Raw genomic sequence first — 18,488 nt, 5'->3', positions numbered from 1 at the left:
TATTACTGATCCACTACAGGTGCGCTAGACCCGGGTATCTCGAGTTAAAAAGCCACTTTGTCATCAACCTCAGCCCCGAAAGGGGCTTTTTTGTTACTCGCTATTCCATCCTACAGGCAAATAAATATCCTCCGGCATAGCCGGAGGTTTTTCATATGCGCCTGTAAGGCTCTCTTACCTGCCGCGCCCTAACAGGCGCATGACTACCTCACATTTGCATTACTTCTGTTACTTACTGCCCGTAAACGGGCTACATCAATGTAAGGGCGACTGTAGTTACCATCACATCTTTCTATACACATATCTTCCTTAGCGCATATGACAGTTTCCTTTGTACTTACCCCCCAAGACACTGAATAAGTAACGTGTTGGTACTTCTCTCATTCATCGGGTATGCGCTAAGCCTTTCTCATCAACTATTAGCGGCTTATCTATCTCCAGAGGTGCTTTGTTGCTACCTGACCACAAGCGTTACTGGCCATTAAAAGAGCCGACTCAAAGCTGGAAGCTTTACGGAACCCCCAGCCTAGCTGGGGGTTTTCTGAATACAAAGAAAAGCCGGATAGCTTATCTATCCGGCTTGAGCTCAACCGCAGAAGCGACTATTTAATCAATAATCAATAGCATCGCGGATAATCGGGCAGGTCATACAGTGGCCGCCGCCGCGCCCACGACCCAATTCACTACCCACAATCTCAATCACCTCGACCCCTTCTTTACGCAGCTGGGTGTTGGTCTTGGTGTTACGATCGTAAGCCAGCACAACACCTGGAGACAGAGCAACCATGTTGTTACCGCTGTCCCATTGCTGACGTTCGGTATCGTAGTCGTTGCCTTCAGTCTCTACGACGCGCAGTTTCTTCAGATTCAACGCCCCGGCAATCGCCTCAACAAAGGTACCTTTATCACGGCTCAGTTTCATGCCGGTTGGGCCGTCATCTGGGCGCAAGGAGAAGGTCTTGATCTGATTGACGATCGCAGGGTAGAGCGTAACAACATCACGATCGCAGAAGGTAAATACCGTATCCAGGTGCATGGCGGCACGTAGTTTCGGCATTGCAGCAATCATCACGCGTTCAACGCCTGAGTGCTTGTTGGCGAACAAGGCCGCCGCCAACTGGGTGATTGCCTGATGCGAAGTACGTTCGCTCATACCGATCAGCACAGTTTTATTGCCAATTGGCATCACATCACCCCCTTCAAGGGTTGCGGTGCCATGGTGCACGGTTGGGTCCCCCCACCAGACATTAACATTGCCCGCAAAGTCCGGATGGAATTTATAGATGGCCGTTGTCAGGATGGTTTCTTCGTGACGAGCAGGCCAATACAGTGGGTTCAGCGTAACGCCACCGTAGATCCAGCAGGTGGTATCACGGGTATACAACGTATTTGGCAGCGGTGGCAGCAGATATTCAGTAATACCCACCGCTTCGCGGATCAGTTTCAGCTCTTCATGATCGGCATAGCCTTCTTTTGCCAGTTCAGTGGTGGAAAGACCACCAATCAACACTTCGGCCAAAGCACGTGGGGCAAGACTATCCAGGAAGCTGCGAGTTTCATTCAGAATCCCCAGCGATACTTCGTTGGGGACAATCTGCTGATCGAGTATCCACTTCTTGGCTTCAGGCAGGGTCAACGTTTCTGCCAGTAGATTGTGCATTTCGACCACATCAACGCCGTGCTCACGCATTTTGGTCATGAAATCAAAATGGTCACGCTTGGCGCGTTCAACCCACAACACATCATCAAACAGCAATTCATCACAATTGCTTGGCGTCAGCCGGTTGTGCGCCTTACCAGGCGCACACACCATCACTTTATGCAATTTCCCTACTTCTGAATGTACACCAAACTTAGTCTGTGTCTTTTTTTTAGTCGACATAATGACTTGCCTCGATCAGATAGTAATTACGCCTGTTGCAATGCTATAGATTGCAACAACTGCGGCGACCATAACGATAACGAAGAGCCCCATTTCAGCCGGTGTGAACAGTTTCGCGTGCTGCTCACGCTTGGCCATAATGTACAACAGTGTGCCTGGGCCATAGATAACAGCCGACAGCAACAGATACTTCATTCCTCCTGCATACAGCATTAACAGTGAATAAAAAGTTGCGATGAATGCAATAATCAGGTCTTTCTTGTGGTCGGTTTTATCGTTCTCGTAAGTTTCGCCAGTCCAAGCCAGTTTCAACCCGTATGCACCCACCAACAGGTAAGGGATCAGAGTCAGTGAACTGGTCAGCTCAAGCGCCAGCTGGAACGCGTATTGACTGAACAAGGTCAGGATCAAGAACACTTGAATAGTGACGTTGGTTAACCAGACTGCGGAAGAGGGGACCGCATTACTGTTTTCTGTGCCAAACACTTTTGGCATGCTTTGGCTTTTCGCTGCAGAGAACAGCACTTCTGCTGCCAGCAGTGACCAGGAGAGGTAAGCACCGAGCACAGAAACAATCAGACCGACGCTGATGAAGATGGCACCCCAGCGGCCAACAATGGCTTCCAGCACGCCTGCCATGGAAGGTTGACGCAATGCGGCCAAATCAGGACGCAACATCACACCGTAAGACAGCATGGTGATCAGCACCAGCAGGCACAGTACGCCGATGAACCCCATTACCGTTGCGATACCGACATGGCTGCGATCTTTGGCATAGCGGGAGTAAACACTGGCACCCTCGATCCCCAAGAACACAAACACCGTGACCAGCATGGTGCTGCGTACCTGGCTGAACAGGGATTCCGGCTCCACGGTTGGGGCAATTGCCGCCGCCGCATGGCCAACATAACCATAGTCATTAAGGTGTGACAAATCGCCTACGCTGGCAGCCACTTGCGGAGCTCCCCAGAAGTTGAGCGCGAATACATCACCTTTAAAGGCAAAGACCAAGACGATAACAAAGAGAATGATTGGCAGAATTTTAGCAACGGTGGCAATGGTATTGATGGCCGCCGCGCTTTTTACCCCGCGCAGTAACAGAATATGAAATCCCCACAGAATGACCGAAGCCACTATTACTGCAGGAATGGTATTACCATCACCAAATATTGGGAAGAACGCTCCTAATGTTGATTTGATCAGCACAAAGTAGGAAACGTTACCGATACAGGTACCGGCCCAGAATCCCAGTGCCGCAGCAAATCCAAGATAATCACCGAACCCTTCTTTGGCGTAAATGAATACGCCCGAATCGAGATCGGGTTTACGTTGAGCCAGGGTTTGGAAAACAAAGGCCAGCATTAACATACCACCGCCCGCAATACACCAGGCGATGATGGCACCAAACCCACCCGTTGCGCGCCCAAAGGTTGCCGGTAAAGAAAATATCCCGGCGCCTATCATGGAACCCACCACTAAAGCGGTGAGAGACCATAGGGACAGTTTATTCGTTGATGAACTTGTCATAGTTTTCCTTACTGACACCAAGTCATAAGTTATGTGTTATTAAAGGCTAACGTACTTACTCACGATTTAAATCATAGCCATAACCGCCGATTTTTCCTGTTCTGAAAGAATCCTTTACAATCATTCACTACATAGCCGCTATCAATCGATTAAATCCCACCCCGCCAATGGATTTAAACACCAAAAACAAAACAACTTGCAGAGTATAATTCTTTGAATTGATAAAAATAAAGATATTGCTTTATTTTTACACAAAAGAAGAACAGTACATAAGATGGCGTTATTAAGCTCTATTCTTTTCGTTAAATTTTGGCATAAACCCGACTTTGTCATGAGGTTGTCACAAACTGATGATAATCAACCCGATAACCAGGAATGGTTAATCATTGACCACTTTCATTCTGGCGGCAATTAATTGGAAAGAGAAATAACCCCCTATAAAGAATAGGCAGTGATAATTATGCGTTGTGCAGTTAACATTATTGTACTAAAATTATTTTTATAAAAAACAGCAGGGTACGCCAGTACGTGCTCGGTAATTGGTGGTAGCGCAATGATTAAAAATGTCAGTCAGCATGCATTAAAAAGTCTGAGTTGTTTTGCAGCGGTCACTTTTTTCTCAACAAGCCAAATATGTGCCTATGAGTGTTTTCTCAACGCTGATGCCATGAGTATTTTATACTTCTTATCAATAGTAGCTAAGCCTTTATTTTTTATAATAATAGGCTATATGGATGAAGTGGAAGAACTGACAAAAAAAGACATCGTGGTTAAGATAAAGTCAATTTTTTTAATCATGATATTTTGGAATATCATCTTATCACTGATTACCACCAATTACATACAGCAGGGCTATTTATTGCAGAATGGTATCCTGTTGAACATGGGTATTATCTATTTAATTTATCCTATTATTCTTAAAGGCATTAAGCATTTAAGAATCACTGCGCTTTTCTTCGCCAGCCTGGTAGCTATTATTGCTTTGCTGGATATCTTTAGCCCACTGGATGCCAAAGATGATCCCCTGTTTATTTCCAGTTATTCATTCATCTGGATCTGGGGTGGGTACTATATTTTTGGCCATATGCTCGGGTCTGAAAAGGGCCGCCTCTTTACCAAGAGTGTGCGCGTATTTGGTTTGGCAAAGATGTTGATTATTCCGCTAGGGATCTCGATGTATTTCTATGAACGTTACTTGTCAACCCACGTTCAGCTCAGCGTTGCCGGTTGGTTTGTGGTGGAGCACCTTCATCTGCTCGCCATGAGCTCGGTGCTGTTCATTCTGTTCGATAATATCAACATCAGAAGCAGGCTGATAACCAACATCGTTGAGTTTATCAGCCCGGCAATGGTTGGGGTTTATATTGTCCACTACAGCGTGTTTTACTTTATCACCTCTTTGTATCGCTTTGATGACGTCACATTAAAATTTACGCTGCTGGTCTTGGTATTTATTGCCTCAGTGATGATTTGCCGTCTGTTACTTCTGAACCGGTTCACTGCCAGAATTATTTCCTTTTGAATCATCTGTCGAAGTGGCAATGGGTATCCGGCGAATGTTAATGCCGGTAATACCCAGTGCCAGCGTCATTAACGGCGCGGCAATATTGAACACGGCAAACGGCATATATCCCATGGTTGAAACCCCTAAAACAGCAGCCATATAAGCACCGCATGAGTTCCATGGCACCAGCGGGGAGGTGACAATACCGGCGTCTGAAACGATTCGCGAGAGATTCTCTGGCGCCAGACCGCGTTTAGCGAACTCGCCACGGAACAAGCGAGTTGGTAACAGTAATGCAATGTACTGATCGCCTGCGGCGATATTGAGCCCAATAGCGGTGGCCACAACCGAGGTGAACAAACGGACGATACCCTTGGCCCGCAGCAGCAGTGGCGTGACCAATTTATTGAGCAAGCCAAAATCATCCACCATGATCCCGAAGGTCACCGCCCCGATGATCAACCAGATGGTCAGCAACATGCTGTCCATGCCGCCACGAGAAAGCAGGGCATCGATCTGCTCTATCCCCGAGTTTTCTTGAAAACCATTTGCCATTGCCAGCCAAGTGGCTTTTACTGCCAGCAATGGCGTGGCCAAATCGGGTTCCGCCACAAACCGCACGATAGCCTGCGGTTGTACAAAAGCAGCCATGATACCGGCCAATAACGCCGAACACATGATCGCCAGTGAGGCAGGTACTTTACACACCGAAAGCCCCAGCAAGAAAACCAGTGGCAACAGGTTCCAAGGGGTAATGTGGAACAGCTCACCAAACCGGGCAAGTTCGTTATTAGTGACCGTAACGTCGAAACCACTTTTATTCATACCCAAAACGATGAAAGCGATCAGGGCAATCACACCAGCGGGAACGGTGGTCCACAGTTGTGAACGGATATGCTTATATAACGGCACCCCGTTCAACTGGGCTGCCAGCACGGTACTCTCTGACAGTGGCGAGATTTTATCCCCCACATAAGCTCCTGAGATCACCGCACCTGCAGTGACTTCCGGCGAGAGCCCCAGCATGTTGGCCAAGCCCACTAAACCAACGCCCAGCGTACCCGCCGTCGTCCAGGAGCTGCCGATACTCATCGACACCGCAACGCAGACCAGAAAAGCGATAGGGAAGAACCAGTTCGGCGTGATCATCTGAATGCCGTAATAAACCATCGTGGGAATAGTGCCAGACATATTCCAGGTGCCTATCAGTGCACCTACGGAAAACAGGATAAAGATCGCTCCGACCACGGTTGAAATGCCTTTACGCCCAGACTCTGCCACGTCCTCCCAAGTATGGCCGTTCTTTAAAATGATCACTGCGGTGATCATCGTGCTTACAATGATCGCCACTTGCAGTGGACCATTGACAGCATCAAGACCAAACAGAGCAACGGAAGAACCCACCAAAATGATCAACGTAAAGACCGGAATCAATGCATCAAGATAACTTGGTGCCTTCACCGTGCGGGGGGTTTTTGGATTGTCCATATGTACTCCGTAGATAAATAAGACAATGGGGTCGCCGAGGTTTTTAAGTTCGTTGTACTGCTATGCCCATGGAACCATTGCGGTAAGTATAGCTTGCAGCGATATATCGCAATGATTTTTGCACAATTATGCAGTTTGGGGTGCCTGGCCCAAGCTCCCCGGCTCAGGCCGGAGAGCCCTGACTGAAACCTTCTATTTCTCTAAGACTTCAACAAATTTCGCTAACCATTGCGGATGAGCAGGCCAGGCTGGGGCAGTAACCAAATGGCCATCAACGTGCGCCTGATCGATGCCAATATTGGCATATTCGCCACCGCTCAACCGCACTTCAGGGGCGCAGGCTGGGTAGGCACTGCAGGTTCGCCCTTGCAGTACACCTGCTGCCGCCAATAACTGTGGGCCATGACAAACAGCGGCAATCGGCTTGCGTGCGGCATCAAACTCCTGCACCAACTCAATCACCCGCTGATTAAGACGCAGATATTCTGGCGCTCGGCCACCGGGAATCAGCAGGGCGTCATAATCCTCAGAGCGGGTTGCTGCAAAGTCTGCATTCAGTACAAACCGGTGGCCCGGTTTTTCGCTATAGGTTTGTGCTCCGTCAAAATCATGAATGGCCGTCATTATGTAATCGCCTTTCCCTTTGTCCGGGCAGACCGCATCTACAACGTATCCCAGCATTTGCAACGCCTGGAACGGCACCATGGTTTCATAATCTTCAGCATAATCACCAACCAGCATCAGTATCTTTTTCTTGGACATTGTAAGCATCTCAGGTGGAGGGGAACTCTGTTAGTTATAGTTCATCGGTAACAAAGGTGAGACACTGAAGACCAGTAACATCGAACGAAATGATAATAAAGGAAGAATCCTGATGCACAGAGAACGCCACAGCATAGAAAAAATCGGCTGGTTACGAGCTGCCGTTTTAGGAGCAAACGACGGCATTGTTTCTACCGCTAGTCTGTTATTGGGGGTGGCCTCTGCTAACGCTACCCACAGCAGCATTCTGCTGACGGGCATTGCCGGCTTGGTGGCTGGCGCGATGTCTATGGCAACGGGTGAATACGTTTCTGTTTCCTCCCAAGCCGATACCGAAAAAGCCGCATTGGCAGAAGAGCAGGCGGAGCTGCACGCCGATTACCACGGTGAACACCGTGAATTGACGTCTATTTATGTGCATCGTGGGCTGGATCTGGCGTTGGCCAAGCAAGTGGCAGAGAAGTTGATGCAGCATGACGCTCTGGGGGCGCATGCTCGCGACGAACTAGGCATTTCAGAAATCACCACCGCGCGCCCATTGCAGGCGGCTTTGGCCTCGGCGACCAGCTTCGCCGCAGGGGCAGTGCTGCCACTCTGTGTCGCGCTGATTGCTGCTACGCAATGGGCCATTCCGGCTATCGCCTTCTCGGCCTTGTTGTCGCTGGCAATCTTGGGGGGTATTGCCGCTAAAGCCGGGGGAGCACCTATTGGACCTGGCGTGGTTCGTATCACATTCTGGAGCGCGCTTGCGATGGGGGTGTCATCTGGCGTTGGGGCGTTATTTGGCTTGGTCGCTGGTTAACGAAAGGCGTTTCACTTTGCCATTAGCCGCTGATTTAACTAGCAACCGAGTATCCATGTGCTTTACTTAAGGTAATAAAGGGAGTTGAAGGTTCTGAGCTTTTTGACCCCTTATTACGAAGTAAAATCCCAAAAGGAAGGGTGTATTATCATGACTCAGATATTCACTTTAACATTGTCCCCCTCGTTAGACAGCGCCACGACGACTGCAAAAATTTATCCTGAAGGAAAGCTGCGCTGTACTACGCCAATATTTGAACCAGGTGGTGGGGGCATTAATGTTGCCCGCGCCGTGGTATATCTTGGTGGCCAAGCTAGTGCGATTTTCCCTATCGGCGGCCCAACCGGCGAGCATTTGAAAGAGTTGCTTGATAGGGAAGGGATTCATACGGAAACCTTGAAAACCCAAGACTGGACGCGGCAAAATCTGCATGTCCATGTTGATAATAGTGGTGAACAGTTCCGTTTTGTTATGCCGGGAGCACGGCTGAATGACGCAGAGTTTGAGCAGCTTGTAGAGCGAGTACACGGCATTCCCTCCGATTCTATTCTGGTGATCAGCGGCAGCTTGCCGCCAGATACATCCGTTGAAAAATTGACTTATCTGGTGCAACAGGCGCAGACGATGGGGTTGCAGTGCATCATTGATAGTTCTGGCGACGCATTAAAAGCCTGCCTGGATCTCGGCGGGTTAGCCTTGGTCAAACCTAATCAGAATGAGCTTTCTGCGTTACTCGGTCGGCCATTGGGACACCCTGATGATGTGCGCTGTGCCGCACAGGAATTGGTGCAATGCGGTGCTGCAGAACGCGTCGTGGTTTCACTTGGGCCACAGGGAGCCATGGCCGTCGATCGTGATTGCTGCGTGCAGATCGTTCCGCCACCAGTGAAGAAAATGAGTACCGTTGGAGCCGGTGACAGTATGGTGGGGGCGATGACGTTGAAACTGGCACAAGGGGCCGATCTGGTCGATACCGTGCGTTTTGGCGTGGCCGCTGGTAGCGCTGCCACACTTAACCTAGGGACTCGTCTTTGTTCACCAGAGGATACTCAGCGGTTGTATAACTATATCTGCAAGAGTTAGCGTTAGTTTGATTTCTTGAGAAGCGCTTTGAGCTTCTCAAGAATGCGGATACAAGGTTATCCCATGCAATTCTCCGTGATTCTATTTTTGATGTATACTGTCATCAATTTATGAATCAAGGAGGCTGTATTATGCGAACTACTGTCACGATTGATGATGCGCTGTATGCGCAGGCACTGGAAATGGCTGACCCAGATATGGATAAGGCAGATATTTTCCGTGAAGCGGTGAAAACATTTGTCCGAGTGCAGGCAGCAAAAAGGCTGGCTTCGCTCGGCGGTACATCACCTGATATGCCGATAGTTTCCCGTCGCCGGGAGGAACCATCGGCATAATGACTGTTTTAGTTGATACATCCATCTGGATTGACCATTTCAAAAACAGCAATAACGGATTGATTCAGCTGCTGAGGCTGGATCTGGCTCTGATTCACCCAATGATACTGGCAGAAATAGCTTGCGGAACTCCACCGGCCCCAAGACTGCGAACGCTTGGCGATTTGGGGTTGTTGCAACAGAGCCATCAGGCCGACCTTACCGAAGTAATGGCGTTTATTGAAAACGAAAAACTGTACGGGCTAGGATGTGGATTGATTGATCTTACGTTGCTGGCCTCGACCTTGATAACACCAGGAGCGAAACTCTGGACGCTGGATAAGCGGCTTGACACGTTGGCGAAGCGTTTTAATGTGAATTATCAGCCGATTTATTGACAGAATTTTAACCTCACTAGAAACAGCCAGAAAACCAATCTGTTTTCTGGCTGCAAGGCGACAGATGCTCCGATGAGAGATGAACAGCACAGGAAACCTCAGATTTCAATTTGTTTATTCATCTTTTATTTTACCTATACAAGCTCTGCAAGTAACCTCAACGCCAGAGAGCGCAATTCGTCGGGGTTTTTTGAGGTCAGCAGTGCATCGATATTCATGTGGCTATTTTATCAGTACGGCACTACATTGTCATTGATAATCAATGTGTTAATTTATTATTAAGGTGACTTCCACTGAGTCAGTTCAAATCCCTCAACCCGCTGCCAGTCAATGCCTTTCATCAACCAGTCGGCCTGTTCGGGTGACAGCATCCAGGCAACATCCCCTTGTCGGGGCCAGATAAAGTGGCCCTGATGAAGACGGCGAAGACACAACCAGACACCGTGCTTGTCCCAACGCAGAACCTTGATACGTGAGCGTGCCTTGTAAAAGCGGCTTCCCCTTGCCAGGGCTGGTGCAAGTGGTCGGTAATATACTGCGTCAGCGTATCAATACCCCGGCGCATATCAACGGGCTCCTGTGCCAGCCAGATGTGCTGCGGCGTTAACATAGGGACAAGGCCTGCGTCACCGCCCGCAACTGAGTGGGGAGGCAACGGACCGAACAGCCATTGGGGAGGTTGAGGGTTACCGTGTCGGCGTCGTTATTCTCAGGTATTACTCGGCGCGCAGGAATAAAGGCGGCAGGAGGGGGCACGGTAGCGTCATCGCGATGATGCTTGAGCCAGTAATAGAAGGTGGCTGGGTTCAGGTCATGCTGCTGGCAATAGTGCTTTTTAGACAATCCACTCTGTTGCCAGGCGTCGAGATGTTGTTGCCGTTCACTGTGAGAATACTGTTTTGCCATATTTTACCTCAGGTTCGTTGTATTGAATGAAGCTAGCAATATGAGATCACCGTACGCTTACTGCGAATCAGTTCTTATTCTGCATTATACCCTCAAATTTTGCTTTCTTATGTGAGTCCATAGGATTAAATTTTAAACTGAGATAGCCATCTTTTTCATCTCTATCAATTATGAAATCCAGATCTAAATTGAACTCAGTATCGCTTTGTGTTTTATCTATTTTCTTTTCAATTTTAAGTAATTTATGTTCTGCAGGCTTCATAATAAATTTATATACACCTTCTTGAATTGGAATGTTTATTTTATTAGCCTTCACCATTTTATAACCAATGTTATGCTTGTCATAAATTAACTTCAATTCATTGAAGTACTTCCCTAAATTCTCTGGTTTTTTTTCATCTTTTATATTGGGGTGCCTCTTGTTTAAGGCTTTTAAATCACTTAAATAATCAGATAAGTTTTTCACTATAAACTCCGCTCTAACATCAACATCTTTATCAGTCAAGTTATATAGTTCAAAATTGTAAACCACATTTCCTTTAGCTTCACTAATATCCAAAAGCCTGACTGGCAACTTACTGTTTTTTAACGTGAATCTATCCACCCCTTCTTTTTGTTGAAATATTTCTAACGAAAACCCTTGATCATACAAATCATTATACTTGATTTGATTGTATTTTTTCTCGAAGAAAAAAATTGCATTCTTGTCAACCTTTTCAATATACAGTATCATCCCACTTACAAATAAAATGATTGTCATTGCCAATACTATTATTCCCATGCTGGGTGGAACAAAATCCGCACCCAAAAAAGTTTTCCCATTTGAATCTTCTGACTTTATTTCTGGCTTTATCTTTCTGTTAATCTCTGTTATGCCTTCGACCAACGCGACAATAGATATTTTTTGTTTTGGCAAAACCCTATCTATGATTAATTTTCCATTTTCAGTTTTTATTGAACTATAGTCGCTTGATATCAATGATATCTTTATGCCACTAGGCATTGATATTTCAACGTTCTTTTCTTTATCTTTTCCTTTATTATAAATACTTCCGTTTGTTGTACATGAATTATCTGAAAGACTTGTATTCTTCAAATAATTCCAGCAAGCTAAATATAGCTGTCTCTTACGAAAAACTGATAGTGCCTTGTTTATAAACAAAACGATAAAAAAAGACACTATTACTTTTATTGAGTTATTGAGTATTTCAGACATTCTTCTTCTCATAGAATCTTAATACCACTGTTTCAGATTTTATCCGCAAAACGGTTAGGGGTTCTGTGACACCCGAACTTTAGTATGATAACCCGTACTACTTAACCAGAACAAGCTCGACTCAACATACCTGCATGATGATTTTCACCATTCTGTGGGATAAGCAAAGAGGGACAAATTTATGGTAGCTCATGATGCCTAAACCCCGACAGATTAAGGAATGCATTTTAGGCCTAGCCGGTACTGCTCGGTGGTCTCTGAACACATGCCTGCATAATGACTTCGCCGTTCTGCGGGATAAAGCAAAGAGGGACAAATTTATGGTGGCTCATTATGTATAAACCCCGACAAATTAAGGAATTCGTTTTTAGGCCTAGCCGGTGCTCTAAAAGTTATATAGAAAAGCCGCCTGCGATGAGAACCATTTTCTCAGTTGTGTTAATCGGCACAACTGTACCGTGTCGGGGATAGAGCATTCTCCATCACTTTTGGTTCTGAATGTCGCTCCAGGATAAAGAACGGAATGCGTGTAATTCCGATGATAACGTTTATTACGAATGTATTTCTTGTATTGCTCCATAAGGGTATCTCCTGAGTGATGAAAATAAAGATGGGAAAGAGAAAAAGGAATCGGGGATGGGTCCTACTTTTTCGTTCGCATTCTTTCAAGCCAGCACTGCGGGCGGAGGTACAGGATTAATTAAAATTAAAAATTCAAAAAATAAAATAAAAAAAAGCGTTCAAGCCATAAATTGTGTCAGGTAGCGTTACAGTCTGCTAGACGCCTTGTCAGGGAGCCACAGAGTCTCCATGAGGTAGCCTAAGAGTAGTTAAGTTGGCATGCCTCACAAGCGCTACAGGCGCCATAAATGGGGTAGGAAAGGGGGCTTGACAGTGATTTCTGGGTGCTAGGTGGGCATATGCATCACTGTCTATTTATACAGTTATTCTAATTTAGTGTGCATAGTGACCAATAGCTCTCTGTATGCGGTTGTGTGGTGTTTTCGGCATTAGCTGACTATCTGCATTGGTATTATGGTGATTGTGGCCTGTGGGGTGTTATGCGAATTGCATTCCGGTGGGATGCTGTACTAGATTAACCCGATAGGGAGAGAGGATAAAAAAATATTATATATTATTTACAGGCTTGGATATTCATGATAAGCTGCGCCAATCCTTTCCGGGGTTGCTGTTATATATATCCTCTGTTGTTTTATCTTAATCGGTTCTCTGTACTTCCTTTGTTGTTTGTACTATCTCAGTTATCTGCACTATCAGGAACTTCATTTCTTTTAAATCTTTTAAGCCCTCCGCAGGAGAGCCATACGGCTTGAGTTGACCAATAACAAATAGAAAACAAATTAAATAATAATGAGTCTCCACAGAAGTGAAGACCCTGAGCCAACAGAAGTAAAAAGAGTTAGCGCTCTACTTTGTCAAAGTCTATTCTGATAACATCTTTCACTGTATCTGCATTATCAATTTGCTTCAGCTTTCTTGAAGACTGCAACTCTTTGAGAATCTCTTTCAGAAAGTCCGCCTGAACAAACTGAATAACCTTGGCTTCATAAACAGTAATACTTCTGATTACCCATATCCCACAAGCTACAGTTATAATGATTTTCACAGCATCATAACTTATAAAGATGTAACTCCTGATTATGGAGAATAAGAGCGGGTCACTTGTTCCTATACAATAAAACCAGAGCATGACTGTTAGTGCGAGATTGATAATCAGCGATAATTTTGAAAGATGCTTTGTTAAATAGGAACTATTCATTGTATATTCACCGATTGATTATTTGGAGTTGTTGTGCTTTGGATATTTTGAGCCAATTTTATATGCCTGAGAATAAACATCTTTAGCAATATCATTAAGTCCGCTCATCAGTTCATGATCAACCGGCTTGCGACCATTACCGCTCGCCATTCCAATAAGACACACCATTTCAAATTCACTTTTTATTTTCTTCCATTCGGATAATGTGATTTGCACCTGAGGAGGGAGTTGTGAGGTGGCGTATTCTGCTGCTTTAGAGGTGATTACATCACACATCTCATACGGTTTGAATGAATCTGGTAAGGGTGCTTTGTTCTGCTCCGGTGGTTTTGGATAGTCAAATCCGGTATAGCCATTCAGCATTGCTGAGTTCAGAAGGTGAGCGAAGCTGCTTGAAAACTCGCTTTGTTCTTTACTCTGGCTTTGCAGGTTAGAATCGGTCCATTTTCTTGACTCGGTGAGCGACAGATTCGCCACAGCATCGAATCCCATATCACCCATGGTTTTGCCTCTGTTACAAAATTCCGTCATGGCCTCCATGAATTTTTTCGGTTCAGCCTTGTACTGAGCGAACGCAGTGATAGAGTCGATGCCGTATTGACTAACCGGATGATTACAATCTTTATTAATGCCCATTGAGTCAGCATTTGCTGAACATGTGAATGGTAGCAAAGTTACACTTATCGCAGCAGCCACGGCCAGTATCAATTGTTTCATTTAAATCAGGTCCCGAAGAAAACAACCGGACGACCGTAATCCCAGTAAAAGGCCGCAAGACATTTCAACTGTTATGCGTACCGTCATCATGGTGCGCATAATGTATATTATGTTAAATTTAATCCGTCGTCCATTCCGGTCAGTTTTCTATTCCGGTCAGCCAGCGGATAAACAACACCGCTGGTGATAAGGTGCTTTCAGTGGCCCTCACCGATTTGAGAACCGACCAGGCTAAGCAAGACTGACCGCACAAATGAAATTATATAATATGGCTTGCAAACCGACTCTACGAAGAGCCTGCTTTTTGTGGGTATCAGATTACAAGTGTTCTTCTCACACGCCTGGCGCTTGTCGGAGGACAGGAAAAAACAGATATTATTGATGCTGTAAAAAACGCAAAGCAAATCATGAACGATAGAAATACGCCTAAGGATGCTGGCCGAGATGCGTTAATCGAAAGCATCCTTGCACCATGAGTCATGGCGTTGCTGACCGTTTCACTGGCCCCCCGTCTCGGCTGGCGGTGGTCTTGCCATGTTGCATGAGTTTTCACACAGCCTATGCCAAGAGCAGGCTTTTGCATAATGCTACGAAAGCTGAAAAACGCCAGCACTCCAGTATCCTTTTCCGGCTCGGGTGCGTTCTTTCCAGCCCAATGATGTTAACTCCTTCGCTATAAGTCGATTCATAATCCCGTGTCCCATCAGGAGGATTGGTCCGTCGTGTTCTTTGGCATAATTGATCAATATGTCAGCAGCTCGTCGGGCACGCCTTTTCGCCATAGATAAAGATTCAGCCTCTTTTGACATGCCACAAAGCCATATCAGGCGAAGCAAAATAATCCAACTAAAAGGAGACAACCTGAGGACAGGTATAAAATATATTGGCAGTTCAGCTTCCCTAAAAATGTCATCCACAATTTGAGGCTCTAAATTAAGCGCAGCTCCTGAGGATATTGCTCTGGGAAGGTGGCTACTGGCAGCCAGCCGCGCCTTACGCGCCATTACCCGGCAGGCTTCGGGTGGTTGATTATCGCTGATATCTGAAAGGTCGTAATGCTCAATCCATGTTGGCATTTCATGGGCAGTTACTTTTTGGGCATCGGTGAAGGCAGGCTTACCGTGACGCATTAGAATAATTTCCATATTTACTTATCCGTTTTGTTTATTCCTGAGAAGAAAATGGTAATTACCTGAACTCCGCTTGTGTTACCACACTAAGTTCACAAGCAGCTTCATTCTACGTTCTACGGATTCTTTTCTGTCGTCTCCAAACCATAATGAACGGCTAACCACACGGTTGGGCCATGTGGATCCGTCCATTCAACACGGTGCCGACATTGTGCAGGGATGTTGATAAAGTCACCCACGTGCATCACTCGCATTTCTGCTTCATTCTCGAATCGAACACCTGCTGAACCCTGTAGCACCACAACCCATTCACTCTGCGGCTGGCAGTACCAAAATCCTTCAGGGCTCGATTGCCCGGTAGAAACAATCCGCTCGATTAGCACCCCAGGTTGAGAAATCAACTCCTCGAAAGTTTCAGCCTCTGCCTTTAGCGCAGCGTCAGGAAAATGTTTCAGCATATTCGTTATCATCTGCGCTTTTCTCCATTTAATGATCAGGAAGAGTGTTCTTCTTCGTCAGCCAACTCTTTAGCTCGCTGCTTCATAAACACCACCTCTTTCGGATTCGAAAGATTTACCTGTTGTTCACGTAACAATTTGAGAATATTGAACAGTAATTCGCTTTTGGTAGCGCCGACCATACGCGGGCTGGTGACATAACCGGTCACGCTAAGGATGATGCCATCCGGGCCCAACTGACTAAAGCGCACATACGGTGCTGGCGTCTCAAGAATGGACTCATAGCTTCGGTACGCGTCCAAGAGAATATTACGCACCAGCTCTGGATCAATATTAATCGGGAAAGTCAGCGCGATCGTCACCACACCCTGCGCATTCCCCATGGTCGCATTGCGCACGTTTTGCGAAATCAGCTGCGAGTTAGGCACGATCATGGTTGAACGATCGCTAAGCTGGATCTCGGTAGCGCGCACGTTTATACGACGCACGTCCCCTTCTACACCGCCAATACCGATCATATCCCCGACTTTTACCGGGCGTTCGGTGAGCAGAATCAGGCCAGAAATAAAGTTTTTCACTATCTCCTGCAAGCCAAAACCGATACCAACCGATAACGCACTGACAATCCAGGCAAGGTTGTTCCACTGGATGCCCAGAGCAGCCAGTGTGATCAAAATGATTAATACATAACCGACATTACTGAACAGTGTTACCAATGAAGCGCGAATACCAATATCGCTGATGGTTTTGGGCAGCAATTCGTGGCTCAACCAACGTTTGGTAACCCGCAGAATATAGATACCAATCACCAGGAAAAGCGCAGCATTGAACAGATTGCTCGGTACGATGTTCAAACGCTTCAAACCATCGCCGCTCAGAATAGCGATAATTTTCTCAATCAATGAATTGGGTGTCGTAGTACCGAATGAGCCATTCAGTAAGGCGACAATCATCAGGAGCAATAACGAACATTTGCAAATAGCGGTGAAAATAATCGTCAGTTGTTCGAGATGGCGATCTTTGAAGTTAAGTGATTTCTTCAAGGTGCGCCCGCTGGTCGTCTGCGGTGAGAAAACTGCGGCACAGAGATCGGTGGTGAACAGCACCAGGAAATAAAACGCCATCAAAACCAGCGCAATCCAGATCAGTTGATAGACCAAAAAGCGGGCAAACGCCACGTAGCCGATTAACAGTGATAGCAGGATCACCACAGAAGACAGCAAGATCAGGATATTAGCTATCCCATCAAGCGTTGAGCGTTTCTCAACATGCTCACCGTTGCGCACTAATTTATGGCGAATATGGCGTGTGCGTAAAGGGATTGCCAACAGCACCAACGCCATTAAGGTAGAGACCAGCCCGTTGCCTAATACTGTAGTTTTCAGGCTGGCGCCCGTCACGTTGTTAATCTGTTCTATCGAACCAAAAGCCAGGGCCAAAGCAGCGAGCAATGGCGGGAAATAGCGCATACCGGCAGCAATGGCATTATCCATGTGCGCCAAACGCCAGGATGGGCGGCCAAGAGAAAGATAAGCCCGCCCTAACCCTGCGATCAAGGCACAGAAAATACCCAATTGTTTGAAACCATTGGCAAAGTCCTGAACTACCGGGCTGAATTCTTGAAGGCGAGAAAAGGTAAGCTCAATCAGATTTAGCGCAAGCGTGGCCGCAAGTAACGTAATCATCGCGGTTGCCAACGCCATAAAACTACGGCGCAGCCTGCCATCCGGTAAATAACGCACGCTCAACCAGGCTAAGAAACGCTCAATGGCATAGCGCCCCAACGACCAGACGGCAATCGCCAATCCCAACAATCCCAGCGTGCCGTAACGCCACTCTTCCTGCCAACTGGTATCCCAAATCTGCAGCATCTGCTGATTGAAATCGCTGAACCGGTTCAAGTCCTCTTCGGGCGGTTGCTCCTCCGCGCCCCAGAAATCAGCACTCAAAATACTGCCGGTGTTCAACGCCAGTTGGGTTTTGAAAGCAACGCGACGCAAATCGTTGATCTGTTGCCCCAGAGAGATCGCATTGCCTCTGATCGCTTGAGAGCGTTTTACCGCATCATCCAGCAGCCCTTTACTGCTGTTGAGCGTATCGCGCTGTTTGGCAACAGCAGCCGTCTCCGCCATTGAACCAGAAGTGGGAACTGGCCCAAGCACGTCCAACTGTGCCTGCAGCTTTTCCTGCTCGGGCTGCAGATCGGTCACCAATTTTTCTAAACTTGCCGCCAGCGTCTGCGTGGCAATAAACAGTTTACTCAACTGATTATCAGTGCGGGCTTTTGAGACCTGCTGCTTGATAGTATCCAGTTGTTTTTGATAATTTTTTAGTGCTGTAGCGGTATCTGGTTGGCTGCTATCCACCGTCGTTGCAGGAACGGCAGCATAGCTCTGCGTGGCAAGTTGCAAGCCAGACAACAAGAAGATAAACAGGAAAATCTGTAAGGATTTCATCATAACTGTGAATACTCAGCATGAGTTGGCGATGGACGCGACTGGGGTGCAATGAACCGGTCTCG

The 18,488-nt window shown here is 46.7% G+C and carries 16 protein-coding genes and 1 pseudogene; 5 read left to right on the top strand and 12 right to left on the bottom strand.

Annotated features, from left to right (window positions below):
* Nucleotides 1-610 precede the first annotated feature (610 nt).
* A complete protein-coding gene (gene arcA / locus IV04_RS09150; RefSeq protein WP_037399466.1) occupies nucleotides 611-1,882 on the bottom strand; it encodes an arginine deiminase in 1,272 nt (423 codons plus the stop codon).
* 15 nt (nucleotides 1,883-1,897) lie between these two features.
* Nucleotides 1,898-3,409, bottom strand: coding sequence for an amino acid permease (locus tag IV04_RS09145; RefSeq protein WP_037399470.1), 1,512 nt, complete (start codon nucleotides 3,407-3,409; stop codon nucleotides 1,898-1,900).
* A gap of 553 nt (nucleotides 3,410-3,962) precedes the next feature.
* On the opposite strand from IV04_RS09145, the gene IV04_RS09140 reads away from it, so the two are divergent.
* Complete coding sequence (locus IV04_RS09140; protein ID WP_152562849.1) at nucleotides 3,963-4,931, top strand: acyltransferase family protein; 969 nt, start codon at nucleotides 3,963-3,965, stop codon at nucleotides 4,929-4,931.
* On the opposite strand, the gene nhaC is transcribed toward IV04_RS09140, so the two are convergent.
* Nucleotides 4,890-6,401 carry a Na+/H+ antiporter NhaC gene (nhaC, locus tag IV04_RS09135; RefSeq protein WP_037399473.1) on the bottom strand — a complete coding sequence of 504 codons (1,512 nt, stop codon included), beginning with the start codon at nucleotides 6,399-6,401 and terminating at the stop codon, nucleotides 4,890-4,892. The two genes, IV04_RS09140 and nhaC, sit on opposite strands and share 42 nt — an antisense overlap.
* Nucleotides 6,402-6,593: 192 nt before the next feature.
* Entirely contained in the window at nucleotides 6,594-7,163 is a 570-nt protein-coding gene (locus tag IV04_RS09130; protein WP_037399482.1) for a DJ-1/PfpI family protein, read from the bottom strand.
* 112 nt (nucleotides 7,164-7,275) lie between these two features.
* On the opposite strand from IV04_RS09130, the gene IV04_RS09125 reads away from it, so the two are divergent.
* The 4 genes from IV04_RS09125 to IV04_RS09110 all read left to right on the top strand — a co-directional run bounded on the left by IV04_RS09125 (nucleotide 7,276) and on the right by IV04_RS09110 (nucleotide 9,760).
* Nucleotides 7,276-7,965, top strand: a complete 690-nt coding sequence (locus IV04_RS09125) for a VIT family protein (protein WP_037399485.1) — start codon at nucleotides 7,276-7,278, stop codon at nucleotides 7,963-7,965.
* 150 nt (nucleotides 7,966-8,115) lie between these two features.
* On the top strand, nucleotides 8,116-9,048 hold the full coding sequence (gene pfkB / locus IV04_RS09120; protein ID WP_037399487.1) for a 6-phosphofructokinase II: 933 nt from the start codon (nucleotides 8,116-8,118) through the stop codon (nucleotides 9,046-9,048).
* A 131-nt stretch (nucleotides 9,049-9,179) separates the two neighbouring features.
* A complete protein-coding gene (locus IV04_RS09115; RefSeq protein WP_037399490.1) occupies nucleotides 9,180-9,383 on the top strand; it encodes a type II toxin-antitoxin system VapB family antitoxin in 204 nt (67 codons plus the stop codon).
* On the top strand, nucleotides 9,383-9,760 hold the full coding sequence (locus tag IV04_RS09110; protein WP_037399492.1) for a type II toxin-antitoxin system VapC family toxin: 378 nt from the start codon (nucleotides 9,383-9,385) through the stop codon (nucleotides 9,758-9,760). Before IV04_RS09115 ends, IV04_RS09110 begins: the two co-directional genes overlap by 1 nt.
* A 278-nt stretch (nucleotides 9,761-10,038) precedes the next feature.
* Here IV04_RS09110 and tnpB read toward each other — a convergent pair.
* The 8 genes and pseudogenes from tnpB to IV04_RS09070 all read right to left on the bottom strand — a co-directional run bounded on the left by tnpB (nucleotide 10,039) and on the right by IV04_RS09070 (nucleotide 18,426).
* Nucleotides 10,039-10,370: pseudogene (gene tnpB, locus IV04_RS24645) on the bottom strand (IS66 family insertion sequence element accessory protein TnpB).
* A complete protein-coding gene (locus IV04_RS09100) occupies nucleotides 10,364-10,666 on the bottom strand; it encodes a transposase (protein WP_231566273.1) in 303 nt (100 codons plus the stop codon). The pseudogene tnpB and the gene IV04_RS09100 overlap by 7 nt, the downstream one beginning before the upstream one ends.
* Nucleotides 10,667-10,733: 67 nt before the next feature.
* The gene (locus IV04_RS09095) at nucleotides 10,734-11,882 is read right to left on the bottom strand and encodes a hypothetical protein (protein ID WP_037440744.1); all 1,149 of its coding nucleotides are present in this window, start codon (nucleotides 11,880-11,882) and stop codon (nucleotides 10,734-10,736) included.
* A gap of 1,420 nt (nucleotides 11,883-13,302) precedes the next feature.
* Nucleotides 13,303-13,509, bottom strand: a complete 207-nt coding sequence (locus tag IV04_RS26050; protein WP_152562848.1) for a hypothetical protein — start codon at nucleotides 13,507-13,509, stop codon at nucleotides 13,303-13,305.
* A 171-nt stretch (nucleotides 13,510-13,680) separates the two neighbouring features.
* The gene (locus IV04_RS09085) at nucleotides 13,681-14,379 is read right to left on the bottom strand and encodes a hypothetical protein (RefSeq protein ID WP_152562847.1); all 699 of its coding nucleotides are present in this window, start codon (nucleotides 14,377-14,379) and stop codon (nucleotides 13,681-13,683) included.
* Between the two features lie 587 nt (nucleotides 14,380-14,966).
* Nucleotides 14,967-15,524 carry a hypothetical protein gene (locus IV04_RS09080; RefSeq protein WP_037399511.1) on the bottom strand — a complete coding sequence of 186 codons (558 nt, stop codon included), beginning with the start codon at nucleotides 15,522-15,524 and terminating at the stop codon, nucleotides 14,967-14,969.
* Nucleotides 15,525-15,625: 101 nt separating this feature from the next.
* Nucleotides 15,626-15,979: a cupin domain-containing protein gene (locus IV04_RS09075; RefSeq protein WP_037399513.1), complete on the bottom strand. Its 354-nt coding sequence runs from the start codon at nucleotides 15,977-15,979 to the stop codon at nucleotides 15,626-15,628.
* A gap of 23 nt (nucleotides 15,980-16,002) precedes the next feature.
* Complete coding sequence (locus IV04_RS09070; protein WP_037399515.1) at nucleotides 16,003-18,426, bottom strand: DUF3772 domain-containing protein; 2,424 nt, start codon at nucleotides 18,424-18,426, stop codon at nucleotides 16,003-16,005.
* Nucleotides 18,427-18,488 lie beyond the last annotated feature (62 nt).

This window comes from Serratia sp. Ag1 (genome assembly GCF_000743355.1).
Taxonomy (GTDB): Bacteria; Pseudomonadota; Gammaproteobacteria; order Enterobacterales; family Enterobacteriaceae; genus Chania.
The sequence above is the reverse complement of the archived record's forward strand: the minus strand, read 5'-3'. Positions and strand labels throughout refer to the sequence as shown.